This is a genomic window from Silvimonas sp. (assembly GCF_031291215.1).
Lineage (GTDB): Bacteria > Pseudomonadota > Gammaproteobacteria > Burkholderiales > Chitinibacteraceae > Silvimonas > Silvimonas soli.
On sequence record NZ_JARLJK010000054.1, the window covers coordinates 369,020 to 385,422 of the forward strand.

General features: G+C 58.5%; 12 protein-coding genes. 7 read left to right on the forward strand and 5 right to left on the reverse strand.

The genetic code is table 11. The features are described from left to right. Positions 1-3 precede the first annotated feature (3 nt). On the forward strand, positions 4-912 hold the full coding sequence (locus tag P4L78_RS03205; RefSeq protein WP_309326924.1) for a polysaccharide deacetylase family protein: 909 nt from the start codon (positions 4-6) through the stop codon (positions 910-912). Between the two features lie 46 nt (positions 913-958). On the opposite strand, the gene thpR is transcribed toward P4L78_RS03205, so the two are convergent. The 5 genes from thpR to P4L78_RS03230 form a co-directional block, all read right to left on the reverse strand. Next, a complete protein-coding gene (thpR, locus tag P4L78_RS03210) occupies positions 959-1,498 on the reverse strand; it encodes an RNA 2',3'-cyclic phosphodiesterase (RefSeq protein WP_309326925.1) in 540 nt (179 codons plus the stop codon). A 1-nt stretch (position 1,499) separates the two neighbouring features. Further along, the gene (gene putA / locus P4L78_RS03215) at positions 1,500-5,480 is read right to left on the reverse strand and encodes a trifunctional transcriptional regulator/proline dehydrogenase/L-glutamate gamma-semialdehyde dehydrogenase (RefSeq protein WP_309326926.1); all 3,981 of its coding nucleotides are present in this window, start codon (positions 5,478-5,480) and stop codon (positions 1,500-1,502) included. Positions 5,481-5,659: 179 nt separating this feature from the next. Beyond that, positions 5,660-6,463, reverse strand: coding sequence for a DUF4743 domain-containing protein (locus tag P4L78_RS03220; protein ID WP_309326927.1), 804 nt, complete (start codon positions 6,461-6,463; stop codon positions 5,660-5,662). Beyond that, positions 6,463-7,194, reverse strand: coding sequence for a phosphonate metabolism transcriptional regulator PhnF (phnF, locus tag P4L78_RS03225; protein ID WP_309326928.1), 732 nt, complete (start codon positions 7,192-7,194; stop codon positions 6,463-6,465). Before phnF ends, P4L78_RS03220 begins: the two co-directional genes overlap by 1 nt. A gap of 232 nt (positions 7,195-7,426) precedes the next feature. Next, positions 7,427-8,845, reverse strand: coding sequence for a PLP-dependent aminotransferase family protein (locus P4L78_RS03230; RefSeq protein WP_309326929.1), 1,419 nt, complete (start codon positions 8,843-8,845; stop codon positions 7,427-7,429). A gap of 243 nt (positions 8,846-9,088) precedes the next feature. On the opposite strand from P4L78_RS03230, the gene P4L78_RS03235 reads away from it, so the two are divergent. The 6 genes from P4L78_RS03235 to P4L78_RS03260 all read left to right on the forward strand — a co-directional run bounded on the left by P4L78_RS03235 (position 9,089) and on the right by P4L78_RS03260 (position 16,350). Further along, a complete protein-coding gene (locus tag P4L78_RS03235; protein ID WP_309326930.1) occupies positions 9,089-10,444 on the forward strand; it encodes an aspartate aminotransferase family protein in 1,356 nt (451 codons plus the stop codon). Positions 10,445-10,918: 474 nt separating this feature from the next. After that, positions 10,919-12,442, forward strand: a complete 1,524-nt coding sequence (locus P4L78_RS03240) for a CoA-acylating methylmalonate-semialdehyde dehydrogenase (RefSeq protein WP_309326931.1) — start codon at positions 10,919-10,921, stop codon at positions 12,440-12,442. A 314-nt stretch (positions 12,443-12,756) separates the two neighbouring features. Next, on the forward strand, positions 12,757-13,131 hold the full coding sequence (locus P4L78_RS03245) for an EamA family transporter (protein ID WP_283148739.1): 375 nt from the start codon (positions 12,757-12,759) through the stop codon (positions 13,129-13,131). After that, positions 13,128-14,585: a UbiA family prenyltransferase gene (locus P4L78_RS03250; protein WP_283148740.1), complete on the forward strand. Its 1,458-nt coding sequence runs from the start codon at positions 13,128-13,130 to the stop codon at positions 14,583-14,585. Before P4L78_RS03245 ends, P4L78_RS03250 begins: the two co-directional genes overlap by 4 nt. Positions 14,586-14,667: 82 nt before the next feature. Continuing rightward, positions 14,668-15,834: a hypothetical protein gene (locus P4L78_RS03255; protein WP_309326932.1), complete on the forward strand. Its 1,167-nt coding sequence runs from the start codon at positions 14,668-14,670 to the stop codon at positions 15,832-15,834. Between the two features lie 48 nt (positions 15,835-15,882). Further along, a complete protein-coding gene (locus P4L78_RS03260) occupies positions 15,883-16,350 on the forward strand; it encodes a DUF3592 domain-containing protein (protein ID WP_309326933.1) in 468 nt (155 codons plus the stop codon). The last annotated feature ends 53 nt before the right edge of the window (positions 16,351-16,403 follow it).

A 16,403-nucleotide genomic window follows, 5' to 3' on the forward strand; every position in this document is an offset into this window, starting at 1 on the left:
CATATGCGATTGCTAGCGCTCAAAATTGATGTCGATACCTTTCGTGGCACCCGAATCGGTGTGCCGCGCCTTGTAGATGCGCTGCAGCGGCATCAAGCCAACGCCACCTTTTTATGGAGTCTGGGGCCGGATCATACGGGTCGGGCGATCAAGCGGGTGTTTCGTCCCGGTTTTATGAAAAAAGTCTCGCGCACCTCGGTGGTCGAGCACTACGGTATCAAGACCCTGCTGTACGGCACGCTGTTGCCGGGGCCGGATATCGGCAAGCGCTGTGCTGAGCTGATGCGCGGTGTGGCGGCGGCGGGTTTCGAGAACGGCATTCACACTTGGGACCACATCCGCTGGCAAGACGGCGTGGCCAGTGCCGAGGCAGACTGGACTCGCGCCGAGATGAATCTGGCTGCAGAGCGTTACAAAACCGTGTTTGGCGAACCAGCCAGAACCCACGGCGCTGCGGGCTGGCAAATGAACGAACACGCCTATCGCTATGAACAGCAACTGGGTTTGCGTTATGCAGCCGATACGCGCGGTACCCATCCGTTCTGGCCCGTAGTGAAGGGCGAACTGGTGCGTTGCGCCCAATTGCCGGGGACTTTGCCGACGCTGGATGAACTGATTGGGCTGGATGGCCTGACTGCAGACAACGTTCATGAACACATCTTGCGGCTGACTGAACAAGAACAGCCGTATGGCCACGTGTTTACCCTGCACGCCGAACTGGAAGGCATGAAGTTGCTGCCGGTGTTTGAACGCTTGCTCGAAGGCTGGACTGCCCAGGGTTACAAGCTGGTGTCGTGCGGTGATCTGTACGACGCGCTTGATCCGGCCACCTTGCCATATCACCATGTCGAGATGGCGGAGATAGAAGGTCGGAGTGGCGTGTTGGCGATACAGGGCGCAGTTTTTCCCTGATATCGAGGTGGCGCTACCGAGCGGCGCACCCTGCGAACTGGTTGTTCTAGCGGCCAAATCCCGCCAGCACCCGATGCAACACGCGATATTCCACGCCATCGGGTGTCGATACTGACTCGTACAAACTCAACTGGTTTGCATGCCAGATTACGGGTTGTGGCAGGCGCTCTGGCGGGCAGGTGGCTTTGCGCAATAGCGTGACGTGCGGGCTAAACGGCCGATCTTCAAAGTTGAAACCCGCTGTCCGTAAACCATGCCCCAGGCGCTGCGCCAATCCATCCAGCGCGATATGGCGAGCGGGTAGTCCAAGCCATACCACTTGCGCTTTGGTGAAGCAGCCATACTGGTTGAGTTGTAAATCCAGCGGCATGAAGCCTGATCGATCAATCAGCTGCGTCAGTTCTTCCAGTCGCGTGCGCGGTGTTTGCCCCAGAAATGCCAGCGTGAGATGCAGATTGCTGTCGGCGACCGGTTTGCCGCTCACACGCAAATGAATGACATCACGCGCCGCCGCCAGTTGCTTGCGCACGTCCGGCGGCGGGGTGAGGGCGATGAAGAGGCGGGCATGGGCGTCCATGCCCTGCATGTTAGCCGATCGTCATCAAGCTGGCGTTACCGCCCGCTGCAGCAGTATTAACCGACAAAGCACGCTCGATCAGCAGGCGCTCCAGCGCAAAGTGTTCGCCACCCGATGCCAGTCCTTGCGCACTGATAATCGGGCCGTCGCGCTGTGCCAGGGTTTCGCTCAAGATACGCAATTGATCGGAATCGCCATGATGCAACACCGCGTCGATCTCCATTTCTGTAATGGCTTGCGTGGCAGGGACCAGAGTGATGCGCGCTTGCACTGGCTTGGGTAGTTGCTGCACCAGGCGAGTAGCGCTGTCGGTGGTCTGGAGAACCGCCGTTGCACCCACCGCGAGTACGGTAGCGATTTGCCTTAGCAGATTGCCCGCATTGCTATCGAGCCCGCTGACGCAAAGTACGCGTTCACGTGGCAACAGGGTATAGGTATTGCGCTCTCCGGTCGGGCCAGACAGCGTCACGGCAGCGCCGATCACGGTAGCGGCCAGCAGTTTGTCACACAGCAGCGCCAGTTCCGGCGCGTGGCTCTGCGCCCAGCCATGCAACGCGTTAAACGGTGCGAGCAATTGCTCGCGGGCCGGTGTACTGAGCATGGTTTCGCTGCTATCAGTCTGGCGCAGGTTCTGACGCAGTGCGGTTTGCGGGCAGACGGCCAGCAAGCGCTGCAGATAGAGCGGGCCGCCCGCCTTAGGGCCGGTGCCCGACAATCCTTCACCACCAAATGGCTGAACGCCGACCACCGCGCCAACAATATTGCGGTTCACATACAGATTGCCAACGCGAGCGCGTTCAACAATGTGTGCGATGGTTTCATCAATGCGCGTGTGGATGCCCAGCGTCAGGCCATAACCGGTCGCGTTGATCTGGTTGAGCAGTTGATCCAGCCCTTGATTTTCCGCCGTGCGTTGCCAACGCACCACGTGCAATACCGGGCCAAATACCTCTCGTTCCAGCTCATCAATGCTGGCCAGTTCAATGACAGTTGGTGGCACAAAAGTACCATTACGGCAGGACTCGGGCTCGCTGACCTGATGGACTTTTCTGCCCTTGGCATAAAACGCGTCGATATGGGCCTGGATACCAGCTTGCGCTTCGTCATCAATCACCGGCCCGACATCGGTGGTGAGCCGGTCCGGGTTGCCCAAAGTCAGCTCGGCCATGCCACCTTTAAGCATGATCAGTACGCGGTCGGCGATGTCTTCTTGCAGGCAAAGAACGCGCAGCGCAGAACAACGCTGCCCGGCGCTATCAAATGCGGACGACAGTACATCTGCGACCACTTGCTCAGCCAGGGCCGATGAATCGACGATCATTGCGTTCTGGCCGCCGGTTTCGGCAATCAGCGGAATCGGCGAGCCGTTGGCATCGAGCCTGCCGGCCAGCGCCCGCTGCAGAATCCGCGCTACCTCGGTAGAACCGGTAAACATCACGCCTTTGACGCGAGCATCGTTGACCAAAGCAGCGCCGACCGTTTCGCCGCGACCGGGCAACAGTTGTACTGCACCAGCCGGAATTCCCGCTTCACGCAGAATCTGGATCGCCTGCGCGGCAATCAGCGGGGTTTGTTCCGCAGGTTTGGCCAGTACCGGGTTGCCAGCGGCCAATGCGGCGCTGACCTGACCGGTGAAGATCGCCAGCGGGAAGTTCCACGGGCTGATACACACCACGGGGCCCAGCGGGCGATGGGTGTCGTTGGAAAAGCCGCTGCGAATCTGGCTGGCGTAATAGCGCAGGAAATCCACGGCTTCGCGCACCTCGGCAATTGCATTTGGCAGCGACTTGCCCGCTTCGCGCACGATCAGCCCCATCAGTTGCTGCATGCGGCCTTCCATCAAGTCGGCGGCGCGCTCCAGCAAGGCGGCACGGCTTTGTGGCTGGGTGGCTTGCCAGATCGGCGCTTCACGTACCGCCGCCTGCAAGGCCAGATCGACATCATCAACGCTGGCTTCGATCACATGCCCGACCACGTCGTGATGGTCCGCCGGGTTCAGCACAGCAACGCCGCCACTGGCTGGCGGTGTTACCCCATCAATCAGCGGCGTCGCCTGCCAGGGGGTGGCGCCGCTCGATAGCAATGCGGCAGACAACGAAGCCAGCCGTTGTTCATTGGATAAATCCAGCCCGGCCGAATTGGCACGCGCCGCGCCATACAAAGCAACGGGAAGGGGAATGCGCGGGTGGGGGAGTCCCAACTCACCTTCGCTGGCGTGCATCGCCTCAACGGTCGCAACCGGATCAGCTACCAGTTCGGCCAGCGAGATCGACTCATCGCCAATGCGGTTTACAAACGAGGTGTTGGCGCCGTTTTCCAGCAGGCGACGTACCAGGTATGCCAGCAGCGTTTCGTGGGTGCCGACCGGCGCGTAAATACGGCAAGGGCGATTGAGTTTGCCGTCGCCCAGCTTGCCAACCACGTATTCATACAGCGGTTCACCCATGCCATGCAGGCACTGGAATTCGTACTGGCCTGGATAATAATTGTGGCCCGCCAGATGATAAATCGCCGCCAGTGTATGACCGTTGTGCGTGGCAAATTGCGGGTAGACGGCTTCTGGCGCGTGCAGCAGTTTGCGGGCGCAGGCCAGATAGGACACATCGGTATAAACCTTGCGGGTATAGACAGGATAACCTTCCAGCCCGTCTACCTGGGCGCGCTTGATCTCGCTATCCCAGTAAGCGCCTTTGACCAGTCGGATCATTAAGCGGTGACGGCTGCGACGCGCCAGATCAATCACATAATCAAGTACATACGGGCAGCGTTTCTGATAAGCCTGCACCACAAAGCCGATGCCGTTCCAGCCAGCCAGTTCGGGTTCGAAACACAAACGTTCCAGCAGATCGAGCGAAATTTCCAGGCGGTCAGCTTCTTCGGCATCAATGTTGATGCCTATATCAAACTGGCGTGCCAACACGGTCAGCGATTTGAGGCGCGGATAGAGTTCGCTCATCATGCGGTCATGTTGAGCGCGGCTGTAGCGCGGGTGCAGGGCCGACAATTTGATCGAAATGCCCGGCCCCTCATAAATGCCGCGACCTTGCGAGGCTTGGCCGATGGCGCGGATGGCTTGTTCATATGAAGCCAGATAACGCTGGGCATCGGCCTCGGTCATCGCCGCTTCACCCAGCATGTCGTATGAATAGCGGAACCCTTCGGCTTCGAACTTGCGGGCATTGGCCAACGCCTCGGAGATCGTCTCGCCGGTGACAAACTGCTCACCCATCAAGCGCATGGCCATGTCCACGCCTTTGCGTACCAGTGGTTCGCCACCTTTGCCGATAATGCGGGTGAGTGCGCTGGAAAGGCCGGATTCGGTGTGCGTGGCGACCAACTTGCCGGTCAGCAACAATCCCCAGGTGGCCGCGTTTACAAACAGCGACGGGCTTTGGCCCACGTGGGAATGCCAATTGCCCCGGGCGATCTTGTCGCGAATCAGTGCATCACGGGTGGCTTTATCTGGAATACGCAGCAGCGCTTCAGCCAGACACATCAGCGCCACGCCTTCTTGCGAAGACAGCGAGAACTCCTGAATCAAACCTTGAACCAGTCCTTCACGACCCGTGCCGACTTTCTGGTTGCGCAACTTGCTGGCCAGATCGGTGGCCAGCTGTTGTGTGCTGGCTGCCAGAGTGGCGGGCAAGCGGGCTTGTTCCAGCAAGGCAGGCAGACATTCACTTTCCGGGCGGCGGTAGGCGGCGGTGATGGCGGCGCGCAAGACGGACTGCGGTTGCACGCTTTGCGCGAACTCCAGAAAGGGTTGCGCTGCGCTGTGCTCGTCGGGTGCAACCTCGCTGTGAGCGGATGGATAGTGTTCATCATGCAGCCCGGGCGCGATGAACGACTGACCGTGTTCGATCTGGTCCAGTGCGGTAAAAATGGCCTGCTTGATCAGCCAGTGCGGGGTGCGATCCAGCTTGTGCGCGGCTTGTTTAAGGCGCTCGCGCGTGGCTTCGTCGAGTTTTACGCCAAGGGTAGTGGTGCTCATGGTGCGCTTCCTGATCAAGGCTGGTTGGCATTATTACCAAGGATTCTGCGCGCAGCTTAAGCAAGGTGCAACCGGTAAGCAATTGCGGTTGCACCTTATGGTGCAACCCGTGGTGGGAGTGTGCCAGCGAGAGTCGAACGGAAAGCGAAGTCAGGGGCGACGCGAGGCGGCCGGAATGTTCAAACGTGATCGGTGCGCAGCAGGAAGTCTGCGGTGACCAAGCCGGCATCCCAGGTAAACCGGGTCAGATTGGGGACAATGGCAGAGGCGTCGAGCAGTTGAAAACCTGCTACTTCACCGTCGGTATTGTGCGGGGTGAAATCGTCAGGTACCGCAAGATCGTAGCAGTACAGGATTTCGTCATGCGTGCCGTCAATTTCGTTGCGGCAGGTGCGAATCTCGCTAGTGGCGATGGCGGTGCTGGCCAGGGCGGCAGGCACGCCAGCTTCTTCCCACAATTCGCGAACGGTGCATTCAAAGGCGTTCTCGCCCGCAGACATGCCGCCCGCAGCGATGTTGTCCAGCCGGTCAGGGTCCACCGCTTTGCTGGCAGCGCGCTGGCCTATCCACAACTGGCCATCGGCCCGCCAGCCGTTGATATGCACCGCCAGACTGGTCATGCCAAAGCGCCGGAATGCGCCGCGCTCCAGTTGAAACAACGGTTGGGCAACGTCGGGGGTGCCGTCGCTAGCGGGGGCGAGCACGGTGTAAAGCTCGTCGCGCCAACCTTTGATCAAGCCATTGGCGCGCATGGCCACGGCCGCGTCGGTCAGCACTGCGCTAGCCATTGCCGGATCGGCAGCACTCACCAGCAAGCGCTGTTCAGCCACGACAAAGGCCGGGGAGTGCGCTTGCAAAAACGTGACCGTTTGCGGTTCGACCCAACCCAGATCCAGCCCCAATACCTGCAAACGCAGCAAGCCAGCCGGATTAAATCGTGGCTGCGTGGCCAGATAGCTTTCGAGGTGTGCGCGTAACGACATCAGATGGCTTCAGGTTCAAACAGCAGTTGCACCGCATCACCGGCAAATCGGGTGATGCCGTATTCGATGGGTACGCCCCCGGCGTCGACGTACACGCTCTCAACATACAAAATCGGCTGACTCTTGGGTTGCCCCAATTGCTGTGCACATTCAGCCTCTGGCAGGCGTGTGCTGATGCGACTGAGCTTGCGGCTGTATTCTGTGATATCCATCTGGCCCAGCGCGGTGGCAACTGAACCACAGGCTTTGTAGATGACATCGAAGCCATGAAAGCGCGGCAGCGGAAAATACTGCGTGCATACACCAATAACGCGGCCATCGACCACATCAAGTGCGTCTACCTGCAACACCGGCGTGCCCGCAGCGACCTGCAACATGGCGCAGACTTCATCGCGTGGCACCGCTTCGCGTGAGCGTTGTACCTGGCTGGTGCCAGCCAATTGCTGTTTTTCCAGACTGTGCGAAAAACGACTGCGTTTGCCCAGTTTGTAGTCGATGAACTCTTCCTGCACAAACGTGCCACGGCCTTGTTCGATCCGCACCAAGCCGCGCGCTTCCAGTGCCTGCACGGCACGGCGGATGGTGTGGCGATTCACGCCGAAGCGCGCGGCCAGATCGGTTTCGTTAGGTAGGCGTTCACGCAACAACTTGCGGGAGATTTCCCCCGCCAGCGTTTCTTCAATTTGCCGCCACAACGAAATACCGGAACCGCGCTCTACAGTCATGTTCATCGTTATTGTCCTGAAAGAAATAGTGGCCAGAGCCACCGGCGATTGGACGTATCTTACCGGATGAATGTTTCGTCTAGATGATTACACTACCGACCGATTGGTTTATTCGGCGCAGTGTTGCCACTAAGCCAGGATGGGCTGCTGGCTTGGCTGGATCGAATGTTAACAACAGTCCGCCCGCAAGCTGGTTACCGAAATGAAACCGTGGCCACACAGGTCAGGACGATCGTTTTTAGCCGGCCGCCTGCCGCAAAAATCCAAACAAGACTTTCGAATCTGCATGCGCCACATTGAAGCGTAGCCAAGGAGTGGCGCGCTGGTCGGGCCGAAACAAATAGCCTGGCGCCAGCAAAATGCCTTGCCGGGCGGCGGCGTCGGCCAGCCTTTGCATGTCGGTTTGTTCCGGCATGCCCGCCCATACAAACATCCCGCCAGTGGGGCGATGAAACAGCTGCAAGCCGCAACCGGTTAAGGCATCGCAGACGCTTTGCTGAGCCTCGGCGAGCTTGCCGCGCAGGCGGGCCAGATGCGAGCGGTGATTACCCTCGACCAGCACGGCATGCACCAGTTGTTCATTGATCTCGGATGTCGTGAGCCCTTGCGCCATCTTGGCGAACACCAGTTTTTCTGCCAGCCCCGCATGACAGGCGATAAACCCCACGCGCAGGCTGGGCGAGATGGTCTTGGAAAAACTGCCGATATGGATCACCCGCTGCAACTGGTCCAGGCTGGCCATACTGTGTGCCGCAGCGGGCTGCAGATCGGCAAAGATATCGTCTTCGACCACCAGAAAATCAAACTGGCTGGCCAGTTGCAAAATGCGAAAGGCGGTGGCGGGTGAACAACTGGCTCCCGTCGGGTTTTGTAGATTGGTGTTGGTAAAAAACGCTTTGGGTCGATGACGTTCTGCCGCCAGCGTAAGCGCCTCGGTATTGGGGCCTTGCGGGGTGAATTCGATACCGACAATGTTCACGCCCATTTGCCGCAAAGTAGGCAGCAGATTGCAATAGCCGGGGTCATCCACCAATACGGTATCGCCGGGCTGCAACAACACGCGGGCGACCAGATCCAGCGCGTGGCTGGCACCGTGGGTGAGGATGATCTGCTCCGGCGCGGCGTCAATATTGCGTGCGGCCAGTTGTGTCTGGATTTGCTGACGTAGCGGCGTGTAGCCATAGGCATGACCGTAGCGGGCAAATGCGCCAGGCTGGCGGCGGGCCAGCGTAGCCAGGCCGTGTTTGATGCCGTCGGTAAACAATAAGCTGTCGGGTAGCCAGCCACTGCCAGGTTTGACGGTGAGCGAGTCATCGCCGTACACGCGTTGCAGAAGCAATAACGAATCAATCGATAACGGTGTTTGCGCCGGTTTGGCCGCAGTTTTGGCGACCGGTTTGCTTTGCACAAAATAGCCGCTCGCACGCCGCGCCTCGACATAGCCTTCTGCCACCAACCGGTTGTAGGCGTTGGTTGCGGTGAGCGTGCTGATACTGCAATCCTTGGCCAGCGTGCGCACCGAAGGCAAACGCGTGCCCGGCTGCCACAAGCCGCGATCAATCTGGCTGGCAATGGCGTCGTGCAATTGCGTTACCAATGGCGTAGCACTAGCCGGATCAATATGAATGGGTAAAGCGGCGGGGTGGCTGGCGGGCATGGCAGCAGGCTCTTGGCGGGTTATTGCCGCAATCATATACCGTGTATATACAGTGCGGCGAGTTCTGTTGCCGAGGCAGGAAGGCCTTGATTTACCTGGCCGCAGAGGCAAAAAAAACGACTGTAGCGGTAGCGGGATATAGACAGTCTTAGCGTGCACTTGGTTATCTGTATATATACGTTGGTGCTCGAGTTGCATACATTGGCTAGCATATCTACATCACCCGTTGCACCTGGAGCCCACATGAACGCCAAGCACTCCGAGCAGATCGCCAACGCGCAAGTCAATGCCGAACCGTACTGGATGCCATTCACCGGTAATCGCGCCTTCAAGGCCAACGCGGAGCCACGTACGCTGGTGTCGGCCAAAGGCGCGTATTACCAGACGGCGGATGGGCAGAAGCTGTTTGATTGCTTGTCTGGCCTGTGGTGTACCGGGCTGGGCCATGGTCACCCAAAGATTGTTGAAGCTCTCAAACGCCAGGCCGAAACCCTGGATTACGCCACGGCCTTTCAGCTGAGCAACCCGCAAACGCTGCGCCTGGCGGAGCGCATCGCCAATCTGGCACCGGCGGGTCTGGATCATGTGTTTTTCTGCAATTCCGGTTCGGAGTCGGTGGATACCGCACTCAAGATCGCCATTGGCTATCACCGCTTGCGTGGCGAAGCCACCCGTACCCGCATGATCGGTCGCGAGCGCGGCTACCACGGTGTGGGCATGGGCGGGATTTCTGTCGGCGGCATGGTGGCCAATCGCAAGATGTTTGCCCCGCTGATGCTCAACGGCGTGGACCATCTACCGCACACCTACAACCTCTCGGAAATGGCCTTCAGCCGTGGCCAGCCCAAATGGGGCGCGCATCTCGCGGATGAACTGGAACGCCTGGTGGCCTTGCACGATGCTTCGACCATTGCCGCCGTGATCGTCGAGCCGATGGCGGGTTCTACCGGCGTGCTGGTGCCGCCCGAAGGCTATCTGCAACGCCTGCGCGACCTTTGTACCAAACACGGCATTCTGCTGATTTTTGATGAAGTGATTTGCGGCTTGGGCCGCCTTGGTGAATGGTTCGGCGCGCAACGTTTTGGCGTGACACCCGACATGATCACCTTTGCCAAATGCATTACCAACGGCGTGGTGCCGATGGGCGGCGTCATTGTGCGTTCGGACATCTATCAAACCTTTATGACTGGCCCGGCCCACGCGGTTGAATTCATGCACGGTTATACCTATTCCGGCCACCCGCTTGCGGCAGCCGTCGGCAATACCGTGCTGGATATCATCGAAGAAGAAGGCCTGCTGCAGCGCGCACGTGAACTGGAGCCAGTGCTGGAAGAGGCCGTGCACGACCTGAAGGGCGAGCCTGGCGTGCTGGACGTGCGCAATATTGGTCTTTCTGCAGCTGTGGATCTGGCACCGATTGCCGGTCAGCCTGGTTTGCGGGCATACAAGCTGTTTGAAGCAGGCCTGGCCGATGGGCATTTGTTCCGGGTGACTGGTGACACGGTAGCGATGGGGCCACCGTTTATTGCTACGCCGGACGAGATTGGCGGGATGGTAGAGAGTTTGCGCAGGTGTATTCGGGCAGTGTCAAACCTCTGATCGTGGGGGGCATTGCTTTGGTGGGGTTTTAAAAGCTTGTTTGGTTAGTGCCTTCAGCACTTTGTAAAAGCGTTTGATACCCCGGGGTGCCGGGGCGCACGTTAGTGCGGCCGTAAAGCCTTATCGTGCAACTTGCTTCGCCAAAAGAAAGTAACCAAAAGTCCCGCAGAGCGGGATAGTCAAAAGGCGACCCCGCTGCCGCAAGGGGGCCCGAAGTCAAAAGCCAAAACACACCGTCTGCTGGCCAGGATGTAGCCCGGATGGAGCGGAGCGGGAATCCGGGGTTGCAATGCATCAATGAACAACCGGCATTTGAATTTAGTCATATCGCCCCCGGATTCTCGCTAACGCTTCATCCGGGCTACGTCCTACGTGCTTTTAAACGCCCTGCCACCAGCGCCAGGAACGCAACAAAACATCGCGCCACACGCGCTACAAACGATTTGATATTTGATATCTACTGGAACAACGACCATGACTGCCAATCAAGACCTCAAACAACTCACTACCACCGCGCACTGGATCAGTGGCCAGCCGGTAGCGGGCACTTCAGACCGCTTCAGTGAAGTCTTCAATCCCAGCAAAGGCGAAGTCAGTGGCCGTGTTGCGCTGGCAACGGGGGCCGAAGTCGATACTGCCGTTGCCGCGGCCAAGGCAGCGTTTCCGGCGTGGGCTGCCACTCCGCCGTTGCGCCGGGCGCGGGTCATGTTCCGGTTTTTGCGCTTGATGGAAGAAAACCTGGAAACGCTGGCTACGCTGATCTCGCAAGAGCATGGCAAGGTGCATGCCGATGCGCTGGGTGAACTGCAGCGCGGGCTGGAAGTGGTCGAGTTTGCCAGCGGCATTCCGCAATTGCTGAAAAGTGAAATGACCGAGAACGTCGGCACTGAAGTCGACAGCTTCTCGCTGCGCCAGCCACTGGGTGTGGTGGCCGGGATTACGCCGTTCAACTTCCCGGCCATGGTGCCGATGTGGATGTTCCCGGTGGCGCTGGCTTGCGGTAACTGTTTTATCCTCAAGCCGTCCGAGCGGGTGCCGGGCGCGTCGCTCATGATTGCGCGCTTGTTGAAAGAAGCCGGTTTGCCGGATGGCGTATTCAACGTGGTGCAGGGCGACAAAGTGGCGGTTGATGCGCTGCTCGATCACCCGGATGTACACGCTCTGAGCTTTGTTGGTTCGACACCGATTGCCCGTTATATCTATCAGCGCGGCACGGCCAACGGCAAGCGGGTGCAGGCGCTCGGTGGTGCCAAGAATCATATGGTAGTGATGCCCGATGCCGATCTGGATCAAGCCGCCGACGCACTGATGGGCGCGGCCTACGGCGCGGCGGGTGAGCGCTGCATGGCGATTTCGGTGGTGGTGCCGGTGGGCGAGGCCACGGCCAATGCGCTGCGCGAGAAATTGGTCGCACGACTGGCAACGCTCAAAGTGTCGCATTCGCTGGATCAAACTGCCGAGATGGGGCCGCTGGTGACGGCGATTCATCGTGACAAGGTCAAAGGTTATGTCGACGCTGGCGTAGCCGAAGGCGCGGAACTGGTCGTCGATGGCCGCGACTTCAAACTGGCCGGATACGAGAACGGTTTCTTCCTTGGCGGTTGTCTGTTTGACCACGTCACGCCGGAGATGAAAATCTACCGTGAAGAGATTTTTGGCCCGGTGCTGGCAATGACCCGCGTGCCGGATTACGCCACTGCGGTGAAACTGGTTAACGAACACGAGTTCGGTAACGGCGCGGCCATCTTCACCCGGGATGGCGGCACCGCGCGGCATTTCACGGCATCGGTGCAGATTGGCATGGTTGGCGTGAATGTGCCGATTCCGGTGCCGATGGCATTCCACAGCTTTGGCGGCTGGAAAGCCTCGCTGTTTGGCGACCACCACATGCACGGCCCGGAAGGGGTGCGGTTTTACACCAAACTGAAAACAATCACGCAACGCTGGCCTGGCAATGCTCGGGCAGGGGCGGAATTTGTCATGCCGAATATGAAATAACGACACAAATTTTTGTGCGTCACCAGAAAAACCCCGGTCATAGCCGGGGTTTTTTCATTGCGGCAAGGCTCACTACATGGCGCTCGGCGGCGGAAAAATTTAAGGGTTGTAGCCGTATGTAGCGAGATTGGCACCTGTGCGACCACCGTTTATCTGACCACGTTTCCACAGCATGTTTTGCTCACCCGCGGAAACGCTGCTATATCAGCATTTCTTTCTATACAAGAAATTTTATTGTATTTGTATTATGTTTTACCGAAAGTTACTGTGATTTGTGCAGTGCAACGAATTTGATCATTTCAGAGGCAGGACCAATGACCAGGCTTCTCTTTGTACTTATTCTGATTAGTGTCAGCTGCTCCGCTTTTGCCCAGATGCTGCTCAAGCGCGGCATGGTGGATGCCAGCGTGCAGGACGCACTGCGCACCATGAATTTGCCCGCGCTGGCGACGGGCGTAGCGCTCAACCCATGGGTGCTAAGTGGCCTGGCGCTGTACTTTGGCGGCGCCGTGGTGTGGCTGGGCGTACTGGCCCGGGTTGATGTCAGCACAGCGTATCCCTTCGTGGCACTCGGTTTGATCGTGACCGTGGTGCTGGGTGGGCTGGTGTTTAACGAGCAAATTACCGCCTGGAAAATCGCGGGCAGTTGCCTGGTGGCTCTTGGCGTTTATCTGGTGGGGGCAAAATGACAACCAATCCTTCTCCTGTAGAGCGCCCGCGTTATCTGTTTGTAGATCTCGATGGCACGCTGGTGCATACCGATATGCTGGTCGAGTCGATGCTGTTTCAGATCAAGCGCTCGGTCTGGACATTCTTTCGCGTAATTTTGTGGCTGTTTGGCGGCAAAGCCGAACTCAAGCAAAAGCTGGCCAACGGTTTTGAATTCAATCCGGCCTTGCTGCCTTACGACGCTGCAGTCATCAAATACGTGACCGAGTGCCGCGCGGCAGGCGTACAAGTCTGGCTGGCTACCGCCTCAGATGAGCGCATTGCAGCGGCGGTGGCTAAACATCTGAACCTGTTCGACGGTGTGCTGGCCTCTGGCAACGGTGTGAATGTCTCCAGTACGCGCAAGCTGGATGCCATTCAAAAAGTGGTCGGACAGCGCGGGTTTGAATACATTGGCAATAGTCGCGACGACGTTGCAATCTGGGCGGTAGCAGAGCGGGCGCAATGTGTGCGCCCGGACGGTGCCGCCCGCGCCTGGTTCATGCGCACCAAAGGCGAAGTGCTGGAAATGCTGGATGGCCTGCCGCATCGCACGATGTGGCAATCGTTTGTGCGGGCTGCGCGCGTGCATCAGTGGCTGAAAAACGTGCTGGTGTTTGTGCCGCTGCTGGTATCGCACCGTTTGCTGGATTTGCATTCGGTTGCCGCTGGCGTAGTGACCTTTGTTGCGTTTGGCCTTTGCGCATCGTCCATTTACCTGGTCAACGACTTGCTGGATCTGGAATCCGACCGTTTGCACCCACGCAAGCGTAATCGTCCGTTTGCCTCGGGTGAGTTGCCGTTGTGGATAGGTTTTGCAGCGGTGCCGGTGTTGTTGTTCATCGGTCTGGTGGCCGGGGCCATCATCTCGCCAGCATTGCTCGGCGTATTGCTGGGTTACCTCGTGTTGACCAGTGCGTATTCGTTCAGCTTCAAAGGCAAGATGGCGGTGGACGTGGTGCTGCTGGCCAGTCTTTACACGATCCGGATCATTGCCGGCGCGGCAGCCATCGGCGTGCAACCTTCGTTCTGGTTGCTGGCGTTTTCCATGTTCATCTTTCTGGGGCTGGCGCTGGTCAAGCGCTACTCGGAATTGCTGGCGCTGGAAGAGGCCGGGCGCGACAAGGTATCCGGACGCAATTATCTGGTCGCCGATCGCATGGTGGTGATGGCCATGGGGGTAGGCAGTTGTCTGTTGAGCGTGCTGGTGCTGGCGTTGTATATCAATAGCCCGGAGGTCGCACCGTTGTACGCAACGCCGCAGATTCTGTGGGGACTTTGCCCGCTACTTATGTTCTGGGTTTGCCGACTCTGGTTGATGGCTAATCGTGGCCTGGTGCATGACGACCCGGTGGTGTTTGCCGTGCGCGACCGGGTGAGTCAGCTGACCGTGCTGACGGGTTCAATCATCATTGCGGTCGGTGCATTCCACTAACCGGCACTGGCCTGTGGAACCGGCTGGCAGAACCAGACAACCTTCAACCATCAATAAAAGCAACAACAAAGGGGGCAATGTCGTGCTAAAGAACACTGCCGTGCTCGGCTCGGTGCCGGCAAATCCATTGCGCTCGATGTGGCGTACGGTCAGCACTGCGCTGGCCGGGTTGCCAGTGTTGCTGCTGTTTTTCGTGTGCTCCGCCGCCGCGTACAGCAGTTTCTTCGCCAAATGGGGATTCTGCGGTACCACCGAAAGTGGCGATTGCATGCTGCAGCAAATGATCGAAGGTACAGCCCGCCGTCCGTGGGTTTACCGTCGTTTACTGCCGGAGCTGGCAAGCTGGCTGGATAGCCATATGCCCGGGTCCATTCATGGTTACCTGTTGCAGGCACTGCAAAACGGTAATCTCGGTTTGCACTATGCCTCGCCCATTGCGGCAACAGCAGAAGCCCCGGAGATGCTGCTGACGTTTTACTGCATCTACGTATTGTCTTTGCTGGCTTTTTTTGGCGCGGCCTTGTTGCTGTGGCGCATTGGCACGCATCTGACGTCAGATAAGGTGGCTTCGGCTCTGGCGGCCCTGATCTTTGTGCTCGCTTTCCCGATATTCCTCACCGTGGGCGGCAACTTCTACGATTTTACCGAGTTGTTTTTCTTTGCTCTGGCCAGCTGGATCGCATTAACCCAGATGCCGTACTGGCTGATCTTGCTGGCACCGGTAGCTACGTATAACAAAGAGTCATTCTTCTTTTTTCTGGTCACGCTTTATCCGGTGCTGGTGGCGCGCTTTGGCTGGCGCCGCTCGGCAGGCTGGTTGAGTGTGGCAGTGCTGGCCAGCGGCGTTGCGTACTGGTGGGTGAAGTCACGTTATATCGGCAATCCTGGCGGCATGGTGGAGTTTCATCTGAGCGACCATATCGAGTATTTCCGGCGTTTCCGCCATTACGGACAGTTTGAATTCCAGTACGGCATGCTGGCGCCGCGTGGCTTCAATATCATCAATATCCTGTTGGTGGTGTTGCTGGTGCGTAGCGGCTTCAAGCGTTTGCCTACGGCTATGCGCCGACAAATCCAGCTGGCGCTGGTTATCAACGTGCCGCTGTTTTTGCTGTTCTGCTACCCGGGCGAGTTGCGCAATCTGAGCATGCTTTACCTGGGACTGGTGGCAATGCTGGCCTGTGCACTGTCACATTGGTTGAGCGGATTTTATCGATCCCGCCCGCCAACGCCATTGAATGGCGGATGACAGTCTGCGGTAGACTGCACGGCATCTTTTTTGCCCGAGTTTGCCGCCATGCAGGACTACACTTCTAATCCGACTCAATCCGGCCAGCGGCGCTTGGCCGGGCTGCTGAAGCTGGGCGCACTGGTGCTGCTGGTAGCGGCGATTGTGCTGGCCGGTCGGCAATACCAGTTTTTGCAAGGCTCGGTGACTACCCAAGGCAAGGTGGTGCAATTGCTGGAGCAAAACCGCAGCCAGAGCACGGCCAACGCCGGTACCCGCAAATCCTCCGTGTATACACCCGAAGTCTCCTTTACAACGCCCAGCGGAGCGGTGGTTCATTTTGTGTCGCTGGTGGCGTCAGATTCACCGCAATTGCAAGCCGGGCAGGCCGTTACCGTACGGTATTGGGCCGATAACCCGTCGCATGCGCAGCTGGACCGCTTTGTCGATCAGTGGCTGGCCGCATTGTTGTGTGTTGTAGGGGCAATTGTGCTCGGGCTCCTGAGCTGGTCACTGCGGGGCGGGCGTTCGCGCTGAGTGCCTGCCGGGCGCGCCGTGTTGCCTGGCGAATCCGGTTGCACCCGTCGCTG

Excerpts from the sequence above, each read along its gene's own strand:
- P4L78_RS03245 (WP_283148739.1), top strand. The coding sequence starts at position 12,757 with ATGACCAGGCTTCTCTTTGTACTTATTCTGATTAGTGTCAGCTGCTCC.
- P4L78_RS03230 (WP_309326929.1), bottom strand. The coding sequence starts at position 8,845 with ATGCCCGCCAGCCACCCCGCCGCTTTACCCATTCATATTGATCCGGCT.
- P4L78_RS03205 (WP_309326924.1), top strand. The coding sequence starts at position 4 with ATGCGATTGCTAGCGCTCAAAATTGATGTCGATACCTTTCGTGGCACC.
- P4L78_RS03235 (WP_309326930.1), top strand. The coding sequence starts at position 9,089 with ATGAACGCCAAGCACTCCGAGCAGATCGCCAACGCGCAAGTCAATGCC.
- P4L78_RS03250 (WP_283148740.1), top strand. The coding sequence starts at position 13,128 with ATGACAACCAATCCTTCTCCTGTAGAGCGCCCGCGTTATCTGTTTGTA.
- phnF (WP_309326928.1), bottom strand. The coding sequence starts at position 7,194 with ATGAACATGACTGTAGAGCGCGGTTCCGGTATTTCGTTGTGGCGGCAA.
- thpR (WP_309326925.1), bottom strand. The coding sequence starts at position 1,498 with ATGCAGGGCATGGACGCCCATGCCCGCCTCTTCATCGCCCTCACCCCG.
- P4L78_RS03240 (WP_309326931.1), top strand. The coding sequence starts at position 10,919 with ATGACTGCCAATCAAGACCTCAAACAACTCACTACCACCGCGCACTGG.
- P4L78_RS03220 (WP_309326927.1), bottom strand. The coding sequence starts at position 6,463 with ATGTCGTTACGCGCACACCTCGAAAGCTATCTGGCCACGCAGCCACGA.
- putA (WP_309326926.1), bottom strand. The coding sequence starts at position 5,480 with ATGAGCACCACTACCCTTGGCGTAAAACTCGACGAAGCCACGCGCGAG.
- P4L78_RS03260 (WP_309326933.1), top strand. The coding sequence starts at position 15,883 with ATGCAGGACTACACTTCTAATCCGACTCAATCCGGCCAGCGGCGCTTG.